General features: G+C 71.6%; 16 protein-coding genes. 9 read left to right on the top strand and 7 right to left on the bottom strand.

Features of this window, described 5'->3' with window-relative positions; translation table 11 throughout:
• The first annotated feature begins 55 nt into the window (after positions 1–55).
• Positions 56–1267 (top strand): alpha-hydroxy acid oxidase, encoded by a 1212-nt coding sequence (locus tag ACYVLJ_RS41375; RefSeq protein WP_451974365.1) that lies wholly within the window; start codon positions 56–58, stop codon positions 1265–1267.
• Here ACYVLJ_RS41375 and ACYVLJ_RS41370 read toward each other — a convergent pair.
• Positions 1264–2007, bottom strand: coding sequence for an SDR family oxidoreductase (locus ACYVLJ_RS41370; protein WP_460442793.1), 744 nt, complete (start codon positions 2005–2007; stop codon positions 1264–1266). The genes ACYVLJ_RS41375 and ACYVLJ_RS41370 overlap by 4 nt on opposite strands.
• Before the next feature lie 83 nt (positions 2008–2090).
• Between ACYVLJ_RS41370 and ACYVLJ_RS41365 the strand changes: the two genes are divergently transcribed.
• The gene (locus tag ACYVLJ_RS41365; protein ID WP_460442792.1) at positions 2091–2684 is read left to right on the top strand and encodes a TetR/AcrR family transcriptional regulator; all 594 of its coding nucleotides are present in this window, start codon (positions 2091–2093) and stop codon (positions 2682–2684) included.
• Positions 2685–2794: 110 nt separating this feature from the next.
• Positions 2795–4405, top strand: a complete 1611-nt coding sequence (locus tag ACYVLJ_RS41360; RefSeq protein ID WP_460442791.1) for an L-lactate permease — start codon at positions 2795–2797, stop codon at positions 4403–4405.
• On the opposite strand, the gene ACYVLJ_RS41355 is transcribed toward ACYVLJ_RS41360, so the two are convergent.
• From ACYVLJ_RS41355 to ACYVLJ_RS41340, 4 genes are all read right to left on the bottom strand, one after another.
• Positions 4386–5018 carry a nicotinamide mononucleotide transporter family protein gene (locus tag ACYVLJ_RS41355; RefSeq protein ID WP_451974373.1) on the bottom strand — a complete coding sequence of 211 codons (633 nt, stop codon included), beginning with the start codon at positions 5016–5018 and terminating at the stop codon, positions 4386–4388. The two genes, ACYVLJ_RS41360 and ACYVLJ_RS41355, sit on opposite strands and share 20 nt — an antisense overlap.
• Positions 5019–5194: 176 nt before the next feature.
• Positions 5195–5968 carry a mechanosensitive ion channel family protein gene (locus ACYVLJ_RS41350; RefSeq protein ID WP_451974375.1) on the bottom strand — a complete coding sequence of 258 codons (774 nt, stop codon included), beginning with the start codon at positions 5966–5968 and terminating at the stop codon, positions 5195–5197.
• A 307-nt stretch (positions 5969–6275) separates the two neighbouring features.
• The gene (locus ACYVLJ_RS41345) at positions 6276–7499 is read right to left on the bottom strand and encodes an ABC transporter permease (RefSeq protein ID WP_451974377.1); all 1224 of its coding nucleotides are present in this window, start codon (positions 7497–7499) and stop codon (positions 6276–6278) included.
• On the bottom strand, positions 7496–8401 hold the full coding sequence (locus ACYVLJ_RS41340) for an ABC transporter ATP-binding protein (RefSeq protein WP_451974379.1): 906 nt from the start codon (positions 8399–8401) through the stop codon (positions 7496–7498). The genes ACYVLJ_RS41345 and ACYVLJ_RS41340 overlap by 4 nt, the downstream gene beginning before the upstream one ends.
• A 118-nt stretch (positions 8402–8519) precedes the next feature.
• On the opposite strand from ACYVLJ_RS41340, the gene ACYVLJ_RS41335 reads away from it, so the two are divergent.
• The 5 genes from ACYVLJ_RS41335 to ACYVLJ_RS41315 all read left to right on the top strand — a co-directional run bounded on the left by ACYVLJ_RS41335 (position 8520) and on the right by ACYVLJ_RS41315 (position 13394).
• Entirely contained in the window at positions 8520–9728 is a 1209-nt protein-coding gene (locus tag ACYVLJ_RS41335; protein ID WP_460442790.1) for a PucR family transcriptional regulator, read from the top strand.
• Between the two features lie 159 nt (positions 9729–9887).
• Positions 9888–10811 carry an ACP S-malonyltransferase gene (locus ACYVLJ_RS41330; protein WP_451974383.1) on the top strand — a complete coding sequence of 308 codons (924 nt, stop codon included), beginning with the start codon at positions 9888–9890 and terminating at the stop codon, positions 10809–10811.
• On the top strand, positions 10808–11791 hold the full coding sequence (locus ACYVLJ_RS41325; RefSeq protein WP_460442789.1) for a beta-ketoacyl-ACP synthase III: 984 nt from the start codon (positions 10808–10810) through the stop codon (positions 11789–11791). Before ACYVLJ_RS41330 ends, ACYVLJ_RS41325 begins: the two co-directional genes overlap by 4 nt.
• 77 nt (positions 11792–11868) lie before the next feature.
• A complete protein-coding gene (locus tag ACYVLJ_RS41320) occupies positions 11869–12114 on the top strand; it encodes an acyl carrier protein (protein WP_004559006.1) in 246 nt (81 codons plus the stop codon).
• 29 nt (positions 12115–12143) lie between these two features.
• On the top strand, positions 12144–13394 hold the full coding sequence (locus ACYVLJ_RS41315; protein ID WP_451974387.1) for a beta-ketoacyl-[acyl-carrier-protein] synthase family protein: 1251 nt from the start codon (positions 12144–12146) through the stop codon (positions 13392–13394).
• Positions 13395–13450: 56 nt separating this feature from the next.
• Here ACYVLJ_RS41315 and ACYVLJ_RS41310 read toward each other — a convergent pair whose 3' ends face one another.
• Positions 13451–14041: a hypothetical protein gene (locus tag ACYVLJ_RS41310; RefSeq protein ID WP_460442788.1), complete on the bottom strand. Its 591-nt coding sequence runs from the start codon at positions 14039–14041 to the stop codon at positions 13451–13453.
• 52 nt (positions 14042–14093) lie between these two features.
• Positions 14094–14597, bottom strand: coding sequence for a DUF3145 domain-containing protein (locus ACYVLJ_RS41305; protein WP_451974391.1), 504 nt, complete (start codon positions 14595–14597; stop codon positions 14094–14096).
• Positions 14598–14870: 273 nt separating this feature from the next.
• On the opposite strand from ACYVLJ_RS41305, the gene ACYVLJ_RS41300 reads away from it, so the two are divergent.
• A complete protein-coding gene (locus ACYVLJ_RS41300) occupies positions 14871–17024 on the top strand; it encodes a DNA polymerase III subunit gamma/tau domain-containing protein (protein ID WP_460442787.1) in 2154 nt (717 codons plus the stop codon).

Raw genomic sequence — 17024 nt, 5'->3', positions numbered from 1 at the left:
ACCCGGCAGACATCCGATGTCTGCCGGGTCCCGCTCGCTTAGGGAGTTGATGAGGGTGACGAAGCGCCGACTGCCCAAGCCGGACGAGCTGAAGCAGATCCTGCGGCCGAAGCCGATCGTGCTGAACCCGACCGACCGGCGGCTGGCGAACGCCCACACCATCGCCGACCTGCGGATGATCGCCCGCAAGCGGACCCCGCGGGCGGCGTTCGACTACACCGACGGCGCCGCCGAGCTCGAGGACAGCCTGCGCCGGGCGCGGCAGGCCTACCGGCGCGTCGAGTTCCACCCGAACGTGCTGCGCGGGGTGTCCGATGTGGACACCACCCGCGAGATCCTCGGCAAGACGTCGGCGCTGCCGTTCGCCTTCGCCCCCACCGGGTTCACGCGGATGATGCAGCATGAAGGCGAGAGCGCGGTCGCGCGCGTCGCCGAGCGCAACGGCATCCCGATGGGCCTCTCGACGATGGCGACGACGTCGATCGAGGACCTGGCCGCGGCCGCGCCGGGCGCCCGCAAGTGGTTCCAGCTCTACGTCTGGCGCGACCACGGCGCCGGTGAAGATCTGATGAATCGGGCGTGGGAGCACGGCTTCGACACGCTGATGCTGACCGTGGACACCCCGGTCGGCGGCGCGCGCCTGCGGGATGTCCGCAACGGCCTGACCATCCCGCCCGCGTTGACGCTCAAGACGTTCCTCGACGGCGCGACGCACCCGGCGTGGTGGTTCAACCTGCTCACCACCGAGCCGCTGCAGTTCGCTTCGCTCACCCACTTCGGCGGCACCGTCGCCGAGCTGCTGAACAAGCTGTTCGACCCGACGCTGAACTTCGACGACCTCGACTGGGTGCGCCGCACCTGGCCCGGGAAGCTCGTGGTGAAGGGCGTCCAGAACGTCGACGACGCGCGGGACGTCGTGAAACACGGCGCCGACGCGGTGCTGATCTCGAACCACGGCGGCCGCCAGCTCGACCGCGCCCCGACGCCCCTGGAGCTGCTGCCCGCGGTGCTGGACGAGCTCCAGGGCGGCGCCGAGGTGTGGATCGACACGGGCATCCTGTCCGGCGGCGACATCGTCGCGGCGATCGCCCGCGGCGCCGACGCGGTGCTGGTCGGCCGCGCGTTCCTCTACGGCCTGATGGCCGGCGGCGAGCGCGGCGTCCAGCGGTGCGTCGACATCCTGCGGACCGAGATGGTCCGCACGATGCAGCTGCTCGGCGTCCGGACGCTGAAGGACCTGACGCCGAGCCACGCCACCCTGCGTTAGACCTGCGCCTGGCCGCCGTCGACGAAGAACTCGACGCCGTTGACGAAGCTCGCCTCGTCGGTGGCCAGGAACAGCGCCGCCGCGGCGATCTCCGCCGGGTCGCCGATCCGGCCCAGCGGGACCGCGTCCGTCATCCGCTCCACCATCGCCTGCTGCGCACCCGGCTCGGCCAGGCCGAGCAGGCCCGGGGTCAGCGTCGGCCCCGGGCTCAGGACGTTCACGCGCACGCCACGGCCCTGCAGGTCGAGCGCCCAGGTGCGGGCGAAGTTGCGGACGGCGGCCTTCGTCGACGCGTAGACGCTCATGCCGGGCGCCACCCGGGTCGACGTGGTCGAGCCGATGATGACGACCGATGCCTTCTCGTTGAGCAGCGGCAACGCCTTCTGCACGGTGAACAGCACGCCTTTGACGTTCGTGCCGAAGGTGACGTCGAACTGCTCCTCGGTGATCTCGCCGAGCGGGGCGTTGACGCCGCTGCCGGAGTTGGCCACCACGACGTCCAGGCCGCGGCCGCGTTCGGCGATCGCGCGGTAGACCTCGTCCAGGTCGGCGAGGTCCGACGAGTCGGCGCGGATCGCCTGCACCGAACCGCCGATCTCGGCGACGGCGTCGTCGAGGACCTCCTTGCGCCGCCCGGTGATCACGACGTGCGCGCCCTCCGCGGCGAACCGCTTCGCGATGCCCAGGCCGATGCCGGTCCCGGCGCCGGTCACGAGGGCGGTCTTGTTCGCCAGCTTCACGATGTCCTCCCGAATTCTTGACTGTCTCGTCCAGAACCTACGCCGTTCTGGACGAGACAGTCAAGAATGCCTATCCTGAAGTCATGGCGAGACCGCGGAGCTTCGACGAAGGCGCGGTCCTGCGCACGGCGCGGGACCGGTTCTGGTCGACCGGCTACGCGGGCACGAAGATCGACGACATCGCCGCCGCGACCGGCCTCGGCAAGGGCAGCCTCTACGGCGCCTTCGGCGACAAGCACGCCCTGTTCGTGCGCGTCTTCGCCGACCACTGCGCCACCGCCGTCGAGGGCGCGCGACGCCGGCTCGAAGGCCCCGACAGCGAGGCCTACCAGCGGCTGCGCGACTACGTCCTGGCCGACGCCGAAGCCGTCGCCGCGGACGCCATCCACCGCGGCTGCCTCATCGCGAAGACCGCCGCCGAGTGCGCCGAGCACGACCCCGAGATCGCGGCCCGCGCCCGTCAGGCGTTCCGCGAGCTGAACGGCCTGCTGACGGCCTGCGTCGCCGGCGCCCAGCGCGCGGGCGACATCGCCGAGGGCCACGAACCGGCCCGGCTGGCCGGCCTCCTGCTGGCGACCCTGCGCGGCATCGAAGCCCTCGGCAAGGGCGGCTGCGACCAGGCCGACCTGCTCGGCATCGCCGAAACCGCCCTCGCCGTGCTGCCGGTCAGCCGCTGACCGACTGGGCCAACCGGTCTCAACTTCTTGACGGACCGACTGGTTTGTGACGAAGATCTCGGGCACCCGCCGAAAGGCCGTTTTCGCATCGTGGAAAACGGAGGTCGCCCGTGTTCGTGCAAGACCTGACTCCCCTCGATTCGCTGGGCCTGTCGGCGCTCGTCGCCGTGCTGCCGCTCGCCACCGTCCTCGTCCTCCTCGGCGTCGTCCGGATGCGGGCGCACCACGCCGCCCTGATCGGGCTGCTCGTCGCGCTCGTCGTCGGGATCGCCGCGTACGGCATGCCGGTCGTCCAGGCCGTCTCCGGCGCGCTGTCGGGCGCCGCGTTCGGGCTGTGGCCGATCATGTGGATCGTCGTCAACGCGCTGTGGATCTACCGGCTCACCGTGCGGACCGGGCACTTCGACGTCCTGCGCCGCTCGTTCGGCCGGATCTCCGACGACCCGCGCATCCAGGCGCTGATCATCGCCTTCTGCTTCGGCGCGCTGATGGAGGCCCTGGCGGGCTTCGGCGCACCGGTCGCGATCAGCGCCGTGATGCTGGTGGCCGTCGGCTTCCACCCGGTGAAGGCCGCGGTCGTCGCGCTGGTGGCGAACACCGCACCGGTCGCGTTCGGCGCCATGGGCACCCCGGTCGTCACGCTCGCCCAGGTGACCGGGCTGCCGCTGGAGCAGGTCTCCTCGATCGTCGGCCGCCAGACGCCGCTGCTCGCGCTGGTCGTGCCGCTGCTGCTGGTGACCATCGTCGACGGCAAGCGCGGCCTGAAGGACACCTGGCTGCCCGCGCTGGTCTGCGGCGTCGCGTTCGGGCTGGTGCAGTTCCTCGCGTCCAACTACGTTTCGCCGCAGTTGGCCGACATCGCCGCCGCGCTCGCCGGCGCGGCCGCGCTCGTGGCCCTCCCCCAGATCCGCCGCCCGGTGCCGGAAGCCGTCCGGATCGGCACGGGCGGGACGGCGACCGAGGAAGCACCGCCGGAGGATTCACGCACCGACGTCGTGAAGGCGTACCTGCCGTACGCCCTGATCATCGTGATCTTCTCGCTGGCCGTGCTGCCGCCGGTCAAGAAGCTGCTCGACAAGGCGACCTGGAAGTTCCACTGGCCCGGGCTGAACGTCGCCGGGCCGAACGGGAAACCGGTGTCCGGCAACACGTTCTCGCTGCCGTTCCTCAACACCGGCGGCACGCTCGTGCTGCTGGCCGGCGTCCTGACGGCGGCGATCCTGGCCGTCTCGGCGGGCGGTGCCGCGAGCGAGTGGGGCGCGACCGTGAAGGAGCTGCGGTTCGCGATCCTGACCGTGACCGGGGTGCTCGCCTTGGCCTACGTGATGAACCTGTCCGGCCAGACGAGCACGATCGGCACGTTCATCGCGGCCGCCGGCAGCGGGCTGGCGTTCCTCTCGCCGGTGCTGGGCTGGTTCGGCGTCGCCGTCTCGGGCTCGGACACGTCGGCGAACGCGTTGTTCGGCGCGCTGCAGGTGACCGCGGCGAACAAGACCGGCCTGCCCGCCGACCTGCTGGCCGCGGCCAACAGCTCGGGCGGCGTGCTCGGCAAGATGGTCTCGCCGCAGAACCTCACGATCGCCTGCGTCGCGGCGAACCTGCCGGGCGAAGAGGGCAAGCTGCTGCGGAAGGTGCTCCCGTGGAGCCTGGGGCTGCTGCTGGTGATGTGCCTGATCGTGCTCGGGCAGAGCACGCCGGTGCTCAGCTGGATGCTGCCATGACGCTTTGCCCGACCCGCTTGGCCGAGCGGTTCCAGCTCCACCAGCCGTGGATGACGAGCCCGGCGAAGACGATGTAGATCGCGGCCGAGAAGTACAGCCCGGACGAGATCTGCAGCGGCACGCCGATCGCGTCGACGACCAGCCAGACCAGCCAGAACTCGACGAGCCCGGCCCCCTGCGCCCCGAAGGCGACCAGGGTGCCGACGAAGATGGCGGCGTCCGGCCACGGCGCCCAGGACGCGTTCAGCGCGTCGAGCACCAGGGCCATCACGGTGGTGCCGGCGACGAAGGCACCGAGCATGGCGAGTCGTTCGGCGAGCCGCCCCTGCCGCACGACGACGCCGAAGACCGGGTCCTGCCGGCGCGTCCAGGCCCACCAGCCGTAGACGGAGATGGCGAGGATGGCGACCTGCCGGGCGGCGAGCCCGCCGAGGTGCGCGGAGACGTAGACGGCGAAGAGCAGCACGGTGGCCCCGACCTGCACGGGCCACGTCCACAGGGTGCGACGCTGCGCGAGGAACACGACAGCGAGCGCGAACACCTGCCCGGCGAGCTCCGCGATCGAGATCCACTGGCCGAGCACCGTGATTCCGTGGTGCAGCAGGAAATCCACGTGACGCCCCTTTCGTCCTACCGCACCCAACATGCTCCGGGGGTGGTGAATTCCCTAGGAACTGTGAGCGGCGGAACATCCCGGACCGTGGGACGCCGGCCGGGTGGGGCGAAAGACCGGGGCGGGCCCGGCGCCTTCCTCGTCCGCCGGACCCGCCCCGAAACCGTTCGAAAACCTCAGCCCTGCGGGCGCGGCGTGCCCGCCGGCGGGGTCGGGGTGTTGTCGGCACCGACCGGGACGCGCGGGGCCGCGCTGGTGCCCATCTCGCCCGTGCGCTGCTTCGGCGTCTCCATCTGGTGCTCCATGTTCGCGATCCAGCCGCGCCAGCGGTCCTGCGCCGGCTTGATCAGGCCGCCGCCGAAGCCGACCACGATGACGCCGCCGATCGTCGCCAGCACCGCGATCAGGAGCGGGCCGGTGATCGTCGTCGCGATGTTCACCTGGCCGAGCGCCGCGATGATGCCGAACGCCATGATCAGCCAGTAGGCGGCCAGCGACAGCGGGCGAGCGGCCCCGCGGCCGGACAGCGCCGACGCGACGACGTCACGCACGACCTTCGCGATGGCCGCCGCGACCACCACCAGCACCAGCGCCACCAGGATCCGCGGCAGGAACGCGATGATGTCGTTCAGCAGCTGGCTCACCGGGTTCGTCGGCCCGAAGACGCCGAACGCCAGCTGCAGCGCGATCAGCAGGATGAAGTAGTAGACCAGTTTCACGAGGATCCCGGTCGCGTCGATCTTCTGCTGGCCGACCGTTCCGCTCAGGCCGGTCTTCTCCACGAGCTTCCCGAACCCGACTTTCGCGAGGACGAGCCCCAAGGCTTTCGAGACGGCCTTCGCGATCAGCCAGCCGATCAGCAGGATGATCAGGAATCCGACGAGTTTCGGGACGAACGTGGCCACCAGGTTCCACGCTTGCCCGAGCCCGTCCTTCAGTTGCTGGCCCATACCGATCCCTCCACGGTTTTTGCGCCGAATCGCCACGCAACGATTCGGGTTGGTGGCGCTGTGTTGCACCGGATCGTTGATCAGGTACCCAGCGTCGGCAACTCGTGCGCCCCACGATCGAGTGAGACGACTGGCGCGCGAAGATCAGCGATGGCCATACTGGTTTCACCGGTGGGGACCGGGGAGACGAGGCCGTCCGGCGCAGCGAAAACCGCGAGCGCCGGGCGGCCTCGAGCATTTACCGGACGTAAAGAACCGGCCCCCGGACACCGAAGCGTCCGAGGGCCGGATGAACAACCGGGAAACGTCAGGCGGCGCGCAAGGCGTCCCGCAGCTTCACCTTCGCGCCGGTGCGCATCACGGCGTTGCGGTAGATCCGCGCGGCCAGCCAGATCAGCCCCGGAATCATCAGCACCACCAGCACCACCGACAACGCGGCTTCCCACACCGGCACGCCGCCCATCGCCAGCCGGATCGGCATCAGCGTCGGCGAGAACACCGGGATCACGGAAAGCACCTCGACGAACGTGCTGCCCGGATTCGACGGCAGCACCGAAATGCCGATCACGTACCCGGCGATCACGAACATCAGCGCCGGCATCGTCGCCCCGCCGACGTCCTCCTGACGGGAAACCAGGGCACCGAGCGCGGCGAACACGATCGAGTACATGAAGAACCCGAGCAGGTACCAGACGATCAGCCAGACGACCGTGCCGACGGCCGAGGAAAGCGAGAGGTCCGGCAAAGCTCCGGTCGCCAGCGCGGCCACCATTCCGCCGACGCCGATGACGACCATCTGGATCAGCCCGACCACCCCGATGCCGAGCACCTTCCCGGCCATCAGCTGCCATGGCTTGATCGTCGACAGCAGCAGTTCGACGACCCGCGACGTCTTCTCCTCGACGACGCCCTGCGCCACGCTCTGGCCGTTGATCATCAGCGACAGGTAGATGAGGATGCCGGCGGCGATGCCGAGCCCCAGCTGCGTGCCGTTGTAGTCGTACGGCTGCTCCAGCGGCGGGTCTTCGACGTACTTCGCCGACGCGACGGCGGCCTTGAAGCGCGCCGGGTCGCCGCCCAGGCTCGTGATCTGCCGGTCGATCGCCACCTGCTGGGACAGCAGCTGCAGCACGTTGGCCAGCTTGCCGTCGAGGTCCTTCTTCACCTGGACGTGCACGGTCCTGCCGTCGCCGGTGAGGAGCGCGTCGATCGAGCCGTCGGCCAGCTTCGCGCGCCCGGCGGCCTCGTCGGAGACCTGGGTGACGTCGATCTTCTCGCCGACCGTCTGCCCGCCGGCCTGCAGCGGCGCGGAGAGCGGGGCGGTCGCCGCCGTGTAGCCGACGGTCGCGTCGGCGCCGCTGCCGCCGGAGATCAGCTTGAGCAGCAGGATCCCGGCCACGATCAGCACCAGCATGACGACGGTGGCGACGCGGAAGGCCTTCGACTTGACCCGGGTGGTGATCTCGCGGGAGGCGACCAGCCCCACCGCCGCCATCGGGCTCATCCGGACGTCGGGAACCGGGGCGCTCATGCGGGGACCTCCACGGTCACGACGGAACGGAACAGGTCGGCCAGCGACGGTTGTTCGCGGGCGAACTCGCGCACCGGCCCGGTGGCCAGCGCGGCCTTGAGGACGTCCTGGTCGTCGGCGCCGTCGCCGAGCTCGAGCTCGGTCACCGGGCCCGAGTGGCCCAGCACCTTCACCCCGGCCAGGCCGTCGGCCCAGCCCTCGGGGGCCTCGGGTGCGTCGACCCGCAGCCGGACCGTGCCGCCGGCCCGCAGCTCGCCGACGGTGCCCTTGGCCACCATCTGTCCACTCCGGACGATCCCGACGCGGTCGCAGAGCCGCTCGACCAGGTCGAGCTGGTGGCTGGAGAACACGACCGGCACGCCTTCGGCGGCCTTTTCCTTGAGCACCTGGCTCATCACGTCGACCGCGACCGGGTCGAGGCCCGAGAACGGCTCGTCGAGCACCAGGATCCGCGGCTCGTGCACGAGCGCCGCGGCCAGCTGGACGCGCTGCTGGTTGCCCAGGCTGAGCTTCTGGACCTCGTCGTCGCGGCGGGCGGCGACCCCGAGCCGTTCGGTCCACTTCTCCGCCGACTTCCGCGCGTCCGCGGCCGACATGCCGTGCAGGCGCGCGAGGTACGTCAGCTGCTCGGCGACGACCATCTTCGGGTAGAGGCCGCGTTCTTCCGGCATGTACCCGATGTGGCGCCGCGTTTCGTGCGTCACGGGCTCGCCGTCGTAACGGACTTCGCCCGCGTCGGCGGAAAGCACGCCGAGCGCGATCCGCATGGTCGTGGTCTTGCCCGCGCCGTTGCTGCCGACGAAGCCGAACAATTCACCCGGCCGGACGTCGAACGTCATTTCGTGCAGAGCCACCACGTCGCCGAAGCGTTTGGAGATCCTGTCGATCTCTAAACCGGTCATTCCGGTTCCCCCATTCCTGTGTGGTGCCGATCCTAGGCAGTACGAAGACGCGCCGCACACCACCCGACGTTGCCACCGGGGCTGCGAAAGTTGCGAGCCACGTAGGATCGCCTACGCCATGGAAGGAACCCCGCGCCCGGTGCCGAAGCACCACGGACTGTCCGCGAAGACGCTCCGGCGGCTGGAGCACGCGTCCGGCAGCCTGGCGAGCGCGAGCATCGCGGTGATGGAGCGGCGGCTGCCGTGGTTCGCCCGGCTCCCGGCCGACCAGCGCGCGAGCGTGCTGCTGATCACCCAGGCGGGCGCGGCGGGCTTCGTCGACTGGCTGCGGGACTCGAAGGAAGCGCTGAAGCTGACGACCGAAGCGTTCCGCGACGCACCGGCCGAGCTCTCGCGGTGGGTGAGCCTGCGCCAGGCGGTCGGCATGGTGCGGCTCGCCATCGAAGTGTTCGAGGAGCAGCTGCCCGAGTTCGCCGCGAACGAAGCGGAACGAGCCGCCCTGATCGAAGGAATCCTGCGCTACGGCCGGGAAATCGCGTTCGCGGCGGCGAATTCCTACGCCGCGGCGGCCGAAGCGCGCGGCGCGTGGGACGCCCGGCTGGAGGCGCTGGTCGTCGACGGCATCGTCCGTGGCGACGCGGAGGAGTCCGTGCTTTCGCGCGCTACGGCGCTCGGCTGGGAGCCGACCGCCGCGGCGACGGTCCTGGTCGGCAACCCGCCGTCGGAGGACCCGCCGACGGTGGTGTTCGAGGTCCGCAGCCGCGCCGCCCGCGTCGGCCGCGCGGTGCTGCTTTCGGTGCAGGGCTCCCGGCTGGTGGTCGTGGTGGGCGGCCCGACCGACGGCGGGGTCAAGGAACGGGAGATCCTCGCCCGGATGTCGGTGGCGTTCGCCGACGGCCCGGTGGTCGCCGGCCCGACCGTGCCGACGCTCGCCGAGGCGCACCACAGCGCGACGGAGGCCCTGTCCGGCCTGCGGGCGGTGGTCGGCTGGCCGGGCGCGCCCCGGCCGGTCCGCTCGGCCGACCTGCTGCCCGAGCGGGCGCTCTCGGGCGACGCCGAGGCGGAACGCCTCCTGGTGGACCGGATCGCGCGTCCGCTGGAAGAGGCGGGCCCGACGCTGCAGCGCACGGTCGAGGCGTACCTGGAGAGCGGCGGGGTGCTGGAGACGTGCGCCAAGACGCTGTTCGTCCACCCGAACACGGTCCGGTACCGGCTGCGGAAGGCGGCGGAGCTGACGGGCTGCCAGGCGACCGACCCCCGGGACGCGCTGGTGCTGCGGATCGCGCTCACGGTGGGCAGGCTGGCCCGCGCCCGCGGCCTCTGGTGACGCTCGGCGCGTGACCCAGATTACAGTGAACCCGACAAGGCTTCCGGGTTACGAGCGAGCTCGTCCGGCGCGTCTTTGGAGGGTTCCGACAAAGACGCCGGGCAGACACTGTGAGCGTCGGCATCCCCGGAAACGCCCTCTCCCGTGTTGTCTTGAGGGGTGACAGCAGCAGTCCTCGCTCCCGGTCAGGGGTCCCAGGCCCCCGGTATGTTCACGCCCTGGCTCGACCTCGACGGCGCCCGCGAACGCGTCGCCCAGTGGTCCGAGCGCGCGGGGCTCGACCTGCTCCGCCTCGGCACCGAGGCCGACGCCGACGAGATCCAGGACACGGCGGTGGCGCAGCCACTGATCGTCGCGCTGTCGCTGCTCACCTTCGAGCACCTCCAGGCCACCGCGCCGGTCCCCGCGGACGCGCCGGTCGCCGGGCACTCCGTCGGCGAGCTCGCCGCCGCCGCGATCGCCGGGGTGCTCGAGCCCGCCGACGCCGTCGCGCTCGCCGCCGTCCGCGGCGCGGAGATGGCGAAGGCGTGCGCGCTCGAACCGACGTCGATGGCCGCGGTCATGCTCGGGGACCCCGAGCAGGTCGTCGCGTGGCTGGCCGAGCAGGGCCTGACCGCGGCGAACCGCAACGGAGCGGGGCAGATCGTCGCCTCCGGCGCCGCCGACGCCATCGCGAAGATCGTCGCCGAGCCCCTCGAAGGCACGAAGATCCGGGCCCTCAAGGTGGCCGGCGCGTTCCACACGCAGTACATGGCGCCCGCCGAAGAGGCGATGCGCGCCCACGCCGCCGAACTGACCCCGGCCGACCCCACCCGCCCGCTGCTGTCGAACGCCGACGGCGCGGTCGTCACCAGCGGAGCCGAGTACCTGGAGCGCCTCGTCGCGCAGGTCACCCGCTCGGTCCGCTGGGACCTGACGATGGACGGCCTGGTCTCGCTCGGCGTCACCCGCACCGTCGAACTCGCGCCCGCGGGCACCCTGACCGGCCTGGTCAAGCGGCAGCTCAAGGGCGTCGTCACCACTACCACCGCGCTGAAGACGCCGGCCGAGCTGGCCGCGCTGCGCCAGGAGGACGCCTCGTGACCGACCGACCCACCCTGAGCCTCAACCCCGGCTCGCGCGGCAGCCGCGTGCTGGGCATCGGCAGCGCGCAGCCCGAGAAGGTCGTCACCAACGACGACCTCTCGAAGATCATGGACACCAACGACGAGTGGATCCAGACGCGCGTCGGCATCATCGAGCGCCGGTTCGCCGAGAAGGACGAGTCGCTCACCGACTTCGCCGTCGCCGCCGGCAAGGCCGCCCTCGAGGACGCCGGGGTCGACCCGTCCGAAGTGGACACGGTGATCCTGCCGAACTGCACCATGCCGACGCTGATCCCGAACGCCGCCGCCCAGGTGGCCGCGCGGATCGGCATCCCGAGCCCCGGCGCGTTCGACCTCAACGCCGCGTGCGCCGGGTTCTGCTACGGCCTCGGCGTCGCCTCGGACCTGATCCGGGCGGGCTCGGCGAAGAAGGTCCTCGTGATCGGCGCGGAGAAGCTCACCGACTCGGTCGACCCGGTCGACCGGGCCAACGCGATCATCTTCGCGGACGGCGCGGGCGCCGCGGTCGTCGGTGCCTCCGACGAGCCGGGCATCGGCCCGGTCTCCTGGGGCAGCGCGGGCGACCTGGTCGACCTGATCTACATGCGCGACGACAAGTACATCTACCAGGAGGGCCAGTCGGTCTTCCGGTGGGCGACGACGAAGATCGCGCCGATCGCGATGCAGGCGCTCGAGGCCGCCGGGCTCAAGCCGTCCGATGTGGACGTCCTGATCCCGCACCAGGCGAACCTGCGCATCGTCGAGGCGATCGCGAAGAAGCTGCGGGCGCAGGGCGCCCGTGACGACATGGTCGTCGCCGACGACATCAAGTACTCCGGCAACACCTCGTCGGCGTCCATCCCCCTCGCGCTGGACCACATGCGCAAGGCCGGGACGGTCAAGTCCGGCGACGTGGTGCTGGCGGTCGGGTTCGGCGCGGGCCTGTCCTACGCCGGGCAGGCGTTCGTCTGCCCCTGATCACCGTTACGCTCCCCGCGGGCATTCGCCCACGGGCAACACAGAACCCCCAGAAAGACCGAGAAGGGAACAACCCCATGGCTGACAACGCTGAGATCCTCGCCGGCCTCGCCGAGATCGTCGAAGAGGTGGCCGGTGTGGCTCAGGACGACGTCACCGCCGAGAAGTCGTTCGTCGACGACCTGGACATCGACTCGCTGTCGATGGTCGAGATCGCCGTGCAGGCCGAGGACAAGTTCGGCGTCAAGATCCCGGACGACGAGCTCGCCAACCTCAAGACCGTGGGCGACGCCGTGAACTACGTGTCGGCCAACTCGAAGTAAGTCCTCTTCCCCTCCTTGAGGAGACTCAAATGAGCAACATCGACGTCGTGATCACCGGTCTCGGCGCCACCACACCGCTCGGCGGGGACGTCACGTCCACCTGGGACGGTCTGCTGGCCGGGCGGAGCGGGGTCCGGGCGATCGAGGCCGACTGGGTCGAAGAGCTGCAGCTTCCGGTCAAGATCGGCGGCCAGCTGGCCGTCGACCCGGCCGAGGTCCTGCCCCGGGTCCAGGCCCGCCGGCTCGACCGCTGCGAGCAGGTCGCGCTGATCGCCGCCCGCCAGGCGTGGGCCGACGCCGGGTACACGGAGCCGACCGACGAGCACACCGACGTCGATCCCGACCGCCTCGGCGTGTCGATCGGCACCGGCATCGGCGGCCCGGTCACCCTGCTCACCCAGAACGACCTGTTGCACCAGCAGGGTCTCCGCAAGGTGTCGCCGCTGACCGTGCCCATGCTGATGCCGAACGGCCCGGCCGCGCACGTCGGCATCGACCTGAAGGCGCGGGCCGGGGTGCACTCCCCGGCCTCGGCCTGCGCTTCCGGCGCCGAGGGCATCGCCAGCGGCGTGGAGATGATCCGCTCCGGGCGCGCCGACGTCGTGGTCGCCGGGGGTGCCGAGGCGTGCATCCACCCGATCACGCTGGCCGGCTTCGCCCAGGCCCGCACGGTGTCCACGCGCAACGACGACCCGGCGAGCGCGTCGCGGCCGTTCGACGCGAACCGCGACGGCTTCGTCCTCGGCGAGGGCGCCGGCGTGGTCATCCTGGAGCGCGCCGACCAGGCGAGGGCCCGCGGGGCGCGCGTCTACGCGACGATCGCCGGGCACGGCATCACCTCGGACGCCTACCACATCACGGGCAACCACCCCGAGGGCGTCGGCCAGATCGCCGCGATGCGCGCGGCGATGAAGATGGCCGGCGTGACGGCGGCGGACGTCGGGCACGTGAACGCCCACGCGACGTCCACTGTGGTCGGTGACATCGGCGAGGCGGCGGCGATCCGCAACGCGGTCGGGGAACACCCGGTCGTGACGGCGCCGAAGGGCTCGCTCGGCCACCTCGTCGGCGGCGCCGGCGCGGTCGAGGGGATCATCACGATCCTGGCGCTCTACCACGGCATCGTGCCGGCGACCCTGAACCTGACCGACCTGGACCCGCGGGTGCAGCTGGACGTCGTTTCGGGTGAGGCGCGCAAGGTCGACCTGACCGCCGCGATCAGCAACTCGTTCGGCTTCGGCGGGCACAACACCGCGCTGTTGTTCACCCACGCGGCCTGAGTTCCGGCGAAAAAAGGGGGCCCGGCTTCGGCCGGGCCCCCTTTTTCAGCGTCTTTTCAGCACTTCTCGTGCTCGGGTGCCGGCCCGGGGTCGACGGTGTCGATCCGGAGCGAGTTCCGCTCGACGACCACCGGCATCACGAGGCGCCACTTGATGCAGGGCTCCTTGAAGAACTCCGGGGCGTCCTTGGTGTCCTGCACGCTGGTGAACGCGACCAGCACCCGCAGCGACGTGCCGGACCCGCGTTCGATCCGGTAGACCAGCGCGTCGGAGTCCCTTGTGGACTTGACACCGGCCCGCCACGCGGCAGGCGGCTGCTGCGCGGCCCGCTCACTGCTGACGGTCTGGGTCCACTGCTGGTAGTTCTTGGCGTTGATGGCCCCGAAGTACGTCTCGAGGAGCTTGCGGACGGCGTCGGCCTGCGGGTGTGCCAGCGCGTCGTCGGTCATCCGCACCGGGCCCGTCGGCGCGGGTACGCCCCCGGCCGGCGACGAGGTGGCCGTCGACGCGGTGGTCTCGTCCGCGGGCTGGTCGGGACGGCGGTAGAGCTCACGCGCGAGCAGGCCGCTGCCCACGGTCACGGACAGCACCACGACCACGATGGGCGCCAGCCAGCGCTGGCGGGAGCTGGGGGCGGGGGTGGTCACCCCGCAGAGCGTACCGGCCCGGCGGAGGGCGGTTTCCCCGCCGGGCCGCGCGTCAGCCGACCTGGTGCAGCCAGGTGACCGGGGCGCCGTCGCCGGCGTGGCGGTAGGGCTCGAGGGCTTCGTCCCAGCTCGCGGCGAGGAGCTCGTCGAGCTTGTGCGCGAGGGACTCACCCCCGCGGGTCATGGCGACGAGGGCGCGAAGCTGGTCCTCGCCCACCACGATGTCGCCGTTGGCGCTGGTCCGCCCGTGCCACAGGCCGAGGCCGGGCGCGAAGCAGAACCGCTCGCCGTCGAGGCCCGCGCTGGGCTCTTCGGTGACTTCGAACCGAATCATCGGCCACGCCTTGAGCGCGGCCGCCAGCTTGGCGCCGGTGCCCGCGGGCGCGCGCCAGCCGCACTCGGCGCGAAGCTGACCCGGACTGGCCGGCTGCGCCGTCCACTTCAGGTCAACGCGGGCACCCAGGGTGCCCGAAATAGCCCACTCGACGTGCGGACACACCGCAGACGGCGACGAGTGGACGTACACCACACCTCGGGTGCTGCCACGGGTGCTCACTGCTACCTCCGCTTGTTGCTCGACGAGGGACGTCTTCCCCTACGCCCTGACTCGAGCTGCGGTGCGGCTTCAGCGCGGCTCCCGAATGCCGCCTCCGATGCGTTGTAGCACATTCTGCACCCCAACCGTGCTGTTTGGCCACATGAACACCACAAGTCACCCGGGGCACCACTTTCGGAGGGCACCCGGCCGCGTCGTCCCCGTGTCGCGCCGGGGATTCGGCCGGGCGCGCTAGCGTGTTGACCCGGAACGACGAGCAGGGAGGGGTTTTCGGTGCGACTGGTGCGCCTGGAGCGGCAGCAGTCCCGGGTCGCCGACGACGTCCGGGCGGCACTGGCGTCCCTGGGCCGCGGCAGCACCGTGATCGGCGGGATCGCGCTGGTGGGTGTCGGCTCGGTGACCGAGCGCCCGATCGAGGCGGTGGTCCTGCTCCCCCACGGGGTGATCATCGTGATCGGCGTCGACCTCCCGGACCCGGCCCTGCGCCTGGAAGCCCCGCTGGGCGCGGAGTGGAAGGCGGACGGCTGGCCCCTGGTGGCCGACGACGACGCGGTCAACCCGGCCACCGAAGCACTGGACATCTCCCAGGCGTGCGAGCAGCGGATCGCGGAACTGGTCCCGGGCACGGCCCCGGTGGGCACGATCGTCGCGGTAGGACCGTACGTGGAGACGGTCGACCAGCCGGCAGGCGACCTGGCCGGCCCGGTCCGGGTGCTCCACCCGACCCCCACGACCATGCTGGCGGCCACGGTCTCCCTGGCCACGGCGCACCGCCCGCGCTCGGTGGACCAGGTACGGGCCCTGATCCGCGGCCTGGCCCCGGAGGCTCCGGAGTTTTCGGACGAAATCCTGCTGGGCGAGGGATTCAGCAGGTTTTCCGACGACTCACCCCCGGAGTCCCTTTGGGACACGGCCCCACCGGCACCCCGCCAGGCCACACCGCCCGCGGCCCCAACCTCGGCAGGCACGGCTTCGGCCGGTACGACTTCGGCCGGGGCGGCTGCGGCGGGGGCGGCTTCGGCCGGTACGGCCGAGTGGCACACCAAGACCCCGGTGCCCGCCGAGCCGGAGCCTGCCGAGCCAGGACCTGCCGAGCCCGGACCTGCCGGGCTTGCAGCGCCGGGGTCCGCCGAGCTGGGCCCTGCCGAGCCGCGGCCTCCCGGGCTTGCCACGCCGGAGCCCGCCAAGCCGACGCCCGCCGGGCCAGGGCCCACCGAACTTGCCGAGCCCGCGCCTGCAGGGCCCGAGCCTTCCGGGCTGGGGCCTGCCGAGCACGAGCCCACAGAGCCGGGACCTGCCGAGCGTGCGGAACCCGAGCCCACCGAGTCGGCGGCCGCCAAGCCCGAGCCAGCCAGGCTGGGGCTTGCCGAGCCGGGGCCCGCCGCGCCCGAATCCGGCGTGCCAGGGCCTGCCAGGCCCGAGGCGGAGGCGACCGCGGTGGCACCGGAAGCCGATCGTGCCGGGTCGCCGGATGCGCTCGCGGAAACCGGGCAAACGGAGACCATTCCGGTTCCCGCACCGGAGAAAACCTCCACGCTGCCGATCTTCCCCGGCGCGGCGCTGCCACAATCCACCCAGGCGAGTGATGCGAACGCATCGCCGACCGCGGATACGGAGCGAACTGAAAACCTCAGCGTTCCCACGGCGACGCGACCAGTCGAGTCCGAACCTGAGAAAGCCGGCTCCCGGCCGAGCGAGCCCGAGCAGCCGGCCACGCAAGAACACGCGCAGCCCGCGCACGGCCTCTCCTCAACCGAAGCCGCATCCCCGGACAGCCCGCGGCCCTTCCCCACCCCGCGGCCGCCCGCGCCCACCGAAACCCCGGCCTCGCGGACCGTCCGGTGGCTGCCCCTCGGGGCCATCGGGTTGCTCGCCGCGCTGATCGTTGCCGCCGTTGTCGTGGCCACCTCCGGGGACGACACCGCCGCCGCCCCCGGCACGACCACCCCACCGGCGCCGCCGCCGCGGACGACCGCTTCCGCGCCTCCCGTGCAGAGTCTGCGGTTCGCCCTGCGCGCCGCCGATCACGATCAGCGCTGTGCTTCGCACGCCTTCGGGGATGCCCAGGCCAGCCTGCAGCAGACCAGCTGCTCCGGCGTGCGGCGTGCCTCCTACGCCGTCACCGTCGACGGGCGGGCCGGGGCCGTCACCGTCGGGATCGTCGAGTTTCCCGACGCCGGCCAGGCCGCCGCCTTCAAGGCCGTCGCCGACACGCCCGGTGGGGGCGGGATCCTCGACCTCGCCACCGAGACCGGCAAGTGGGACGGCACCCCCGCGCCGCGCTTCGAGAACGCCGCCTACGCCTCCAAGGCCGACGGCAACTCCGTGCGGCTCGTCGAAGCCGTGTGGGTGCCGGGACCGTCCACTGCGGACGATCCCGGCCTGGCCCGGGCCGCGAAGGCGGCCCTGGACCTGCCCGCCGAGTGA

The sequence above is a fragment of the Amycolatopsis stemonae genome (assembly GCF_054781455.1).
This window is presented reverse-complemented; position numbering and strand designations above follow the sequence as displayed.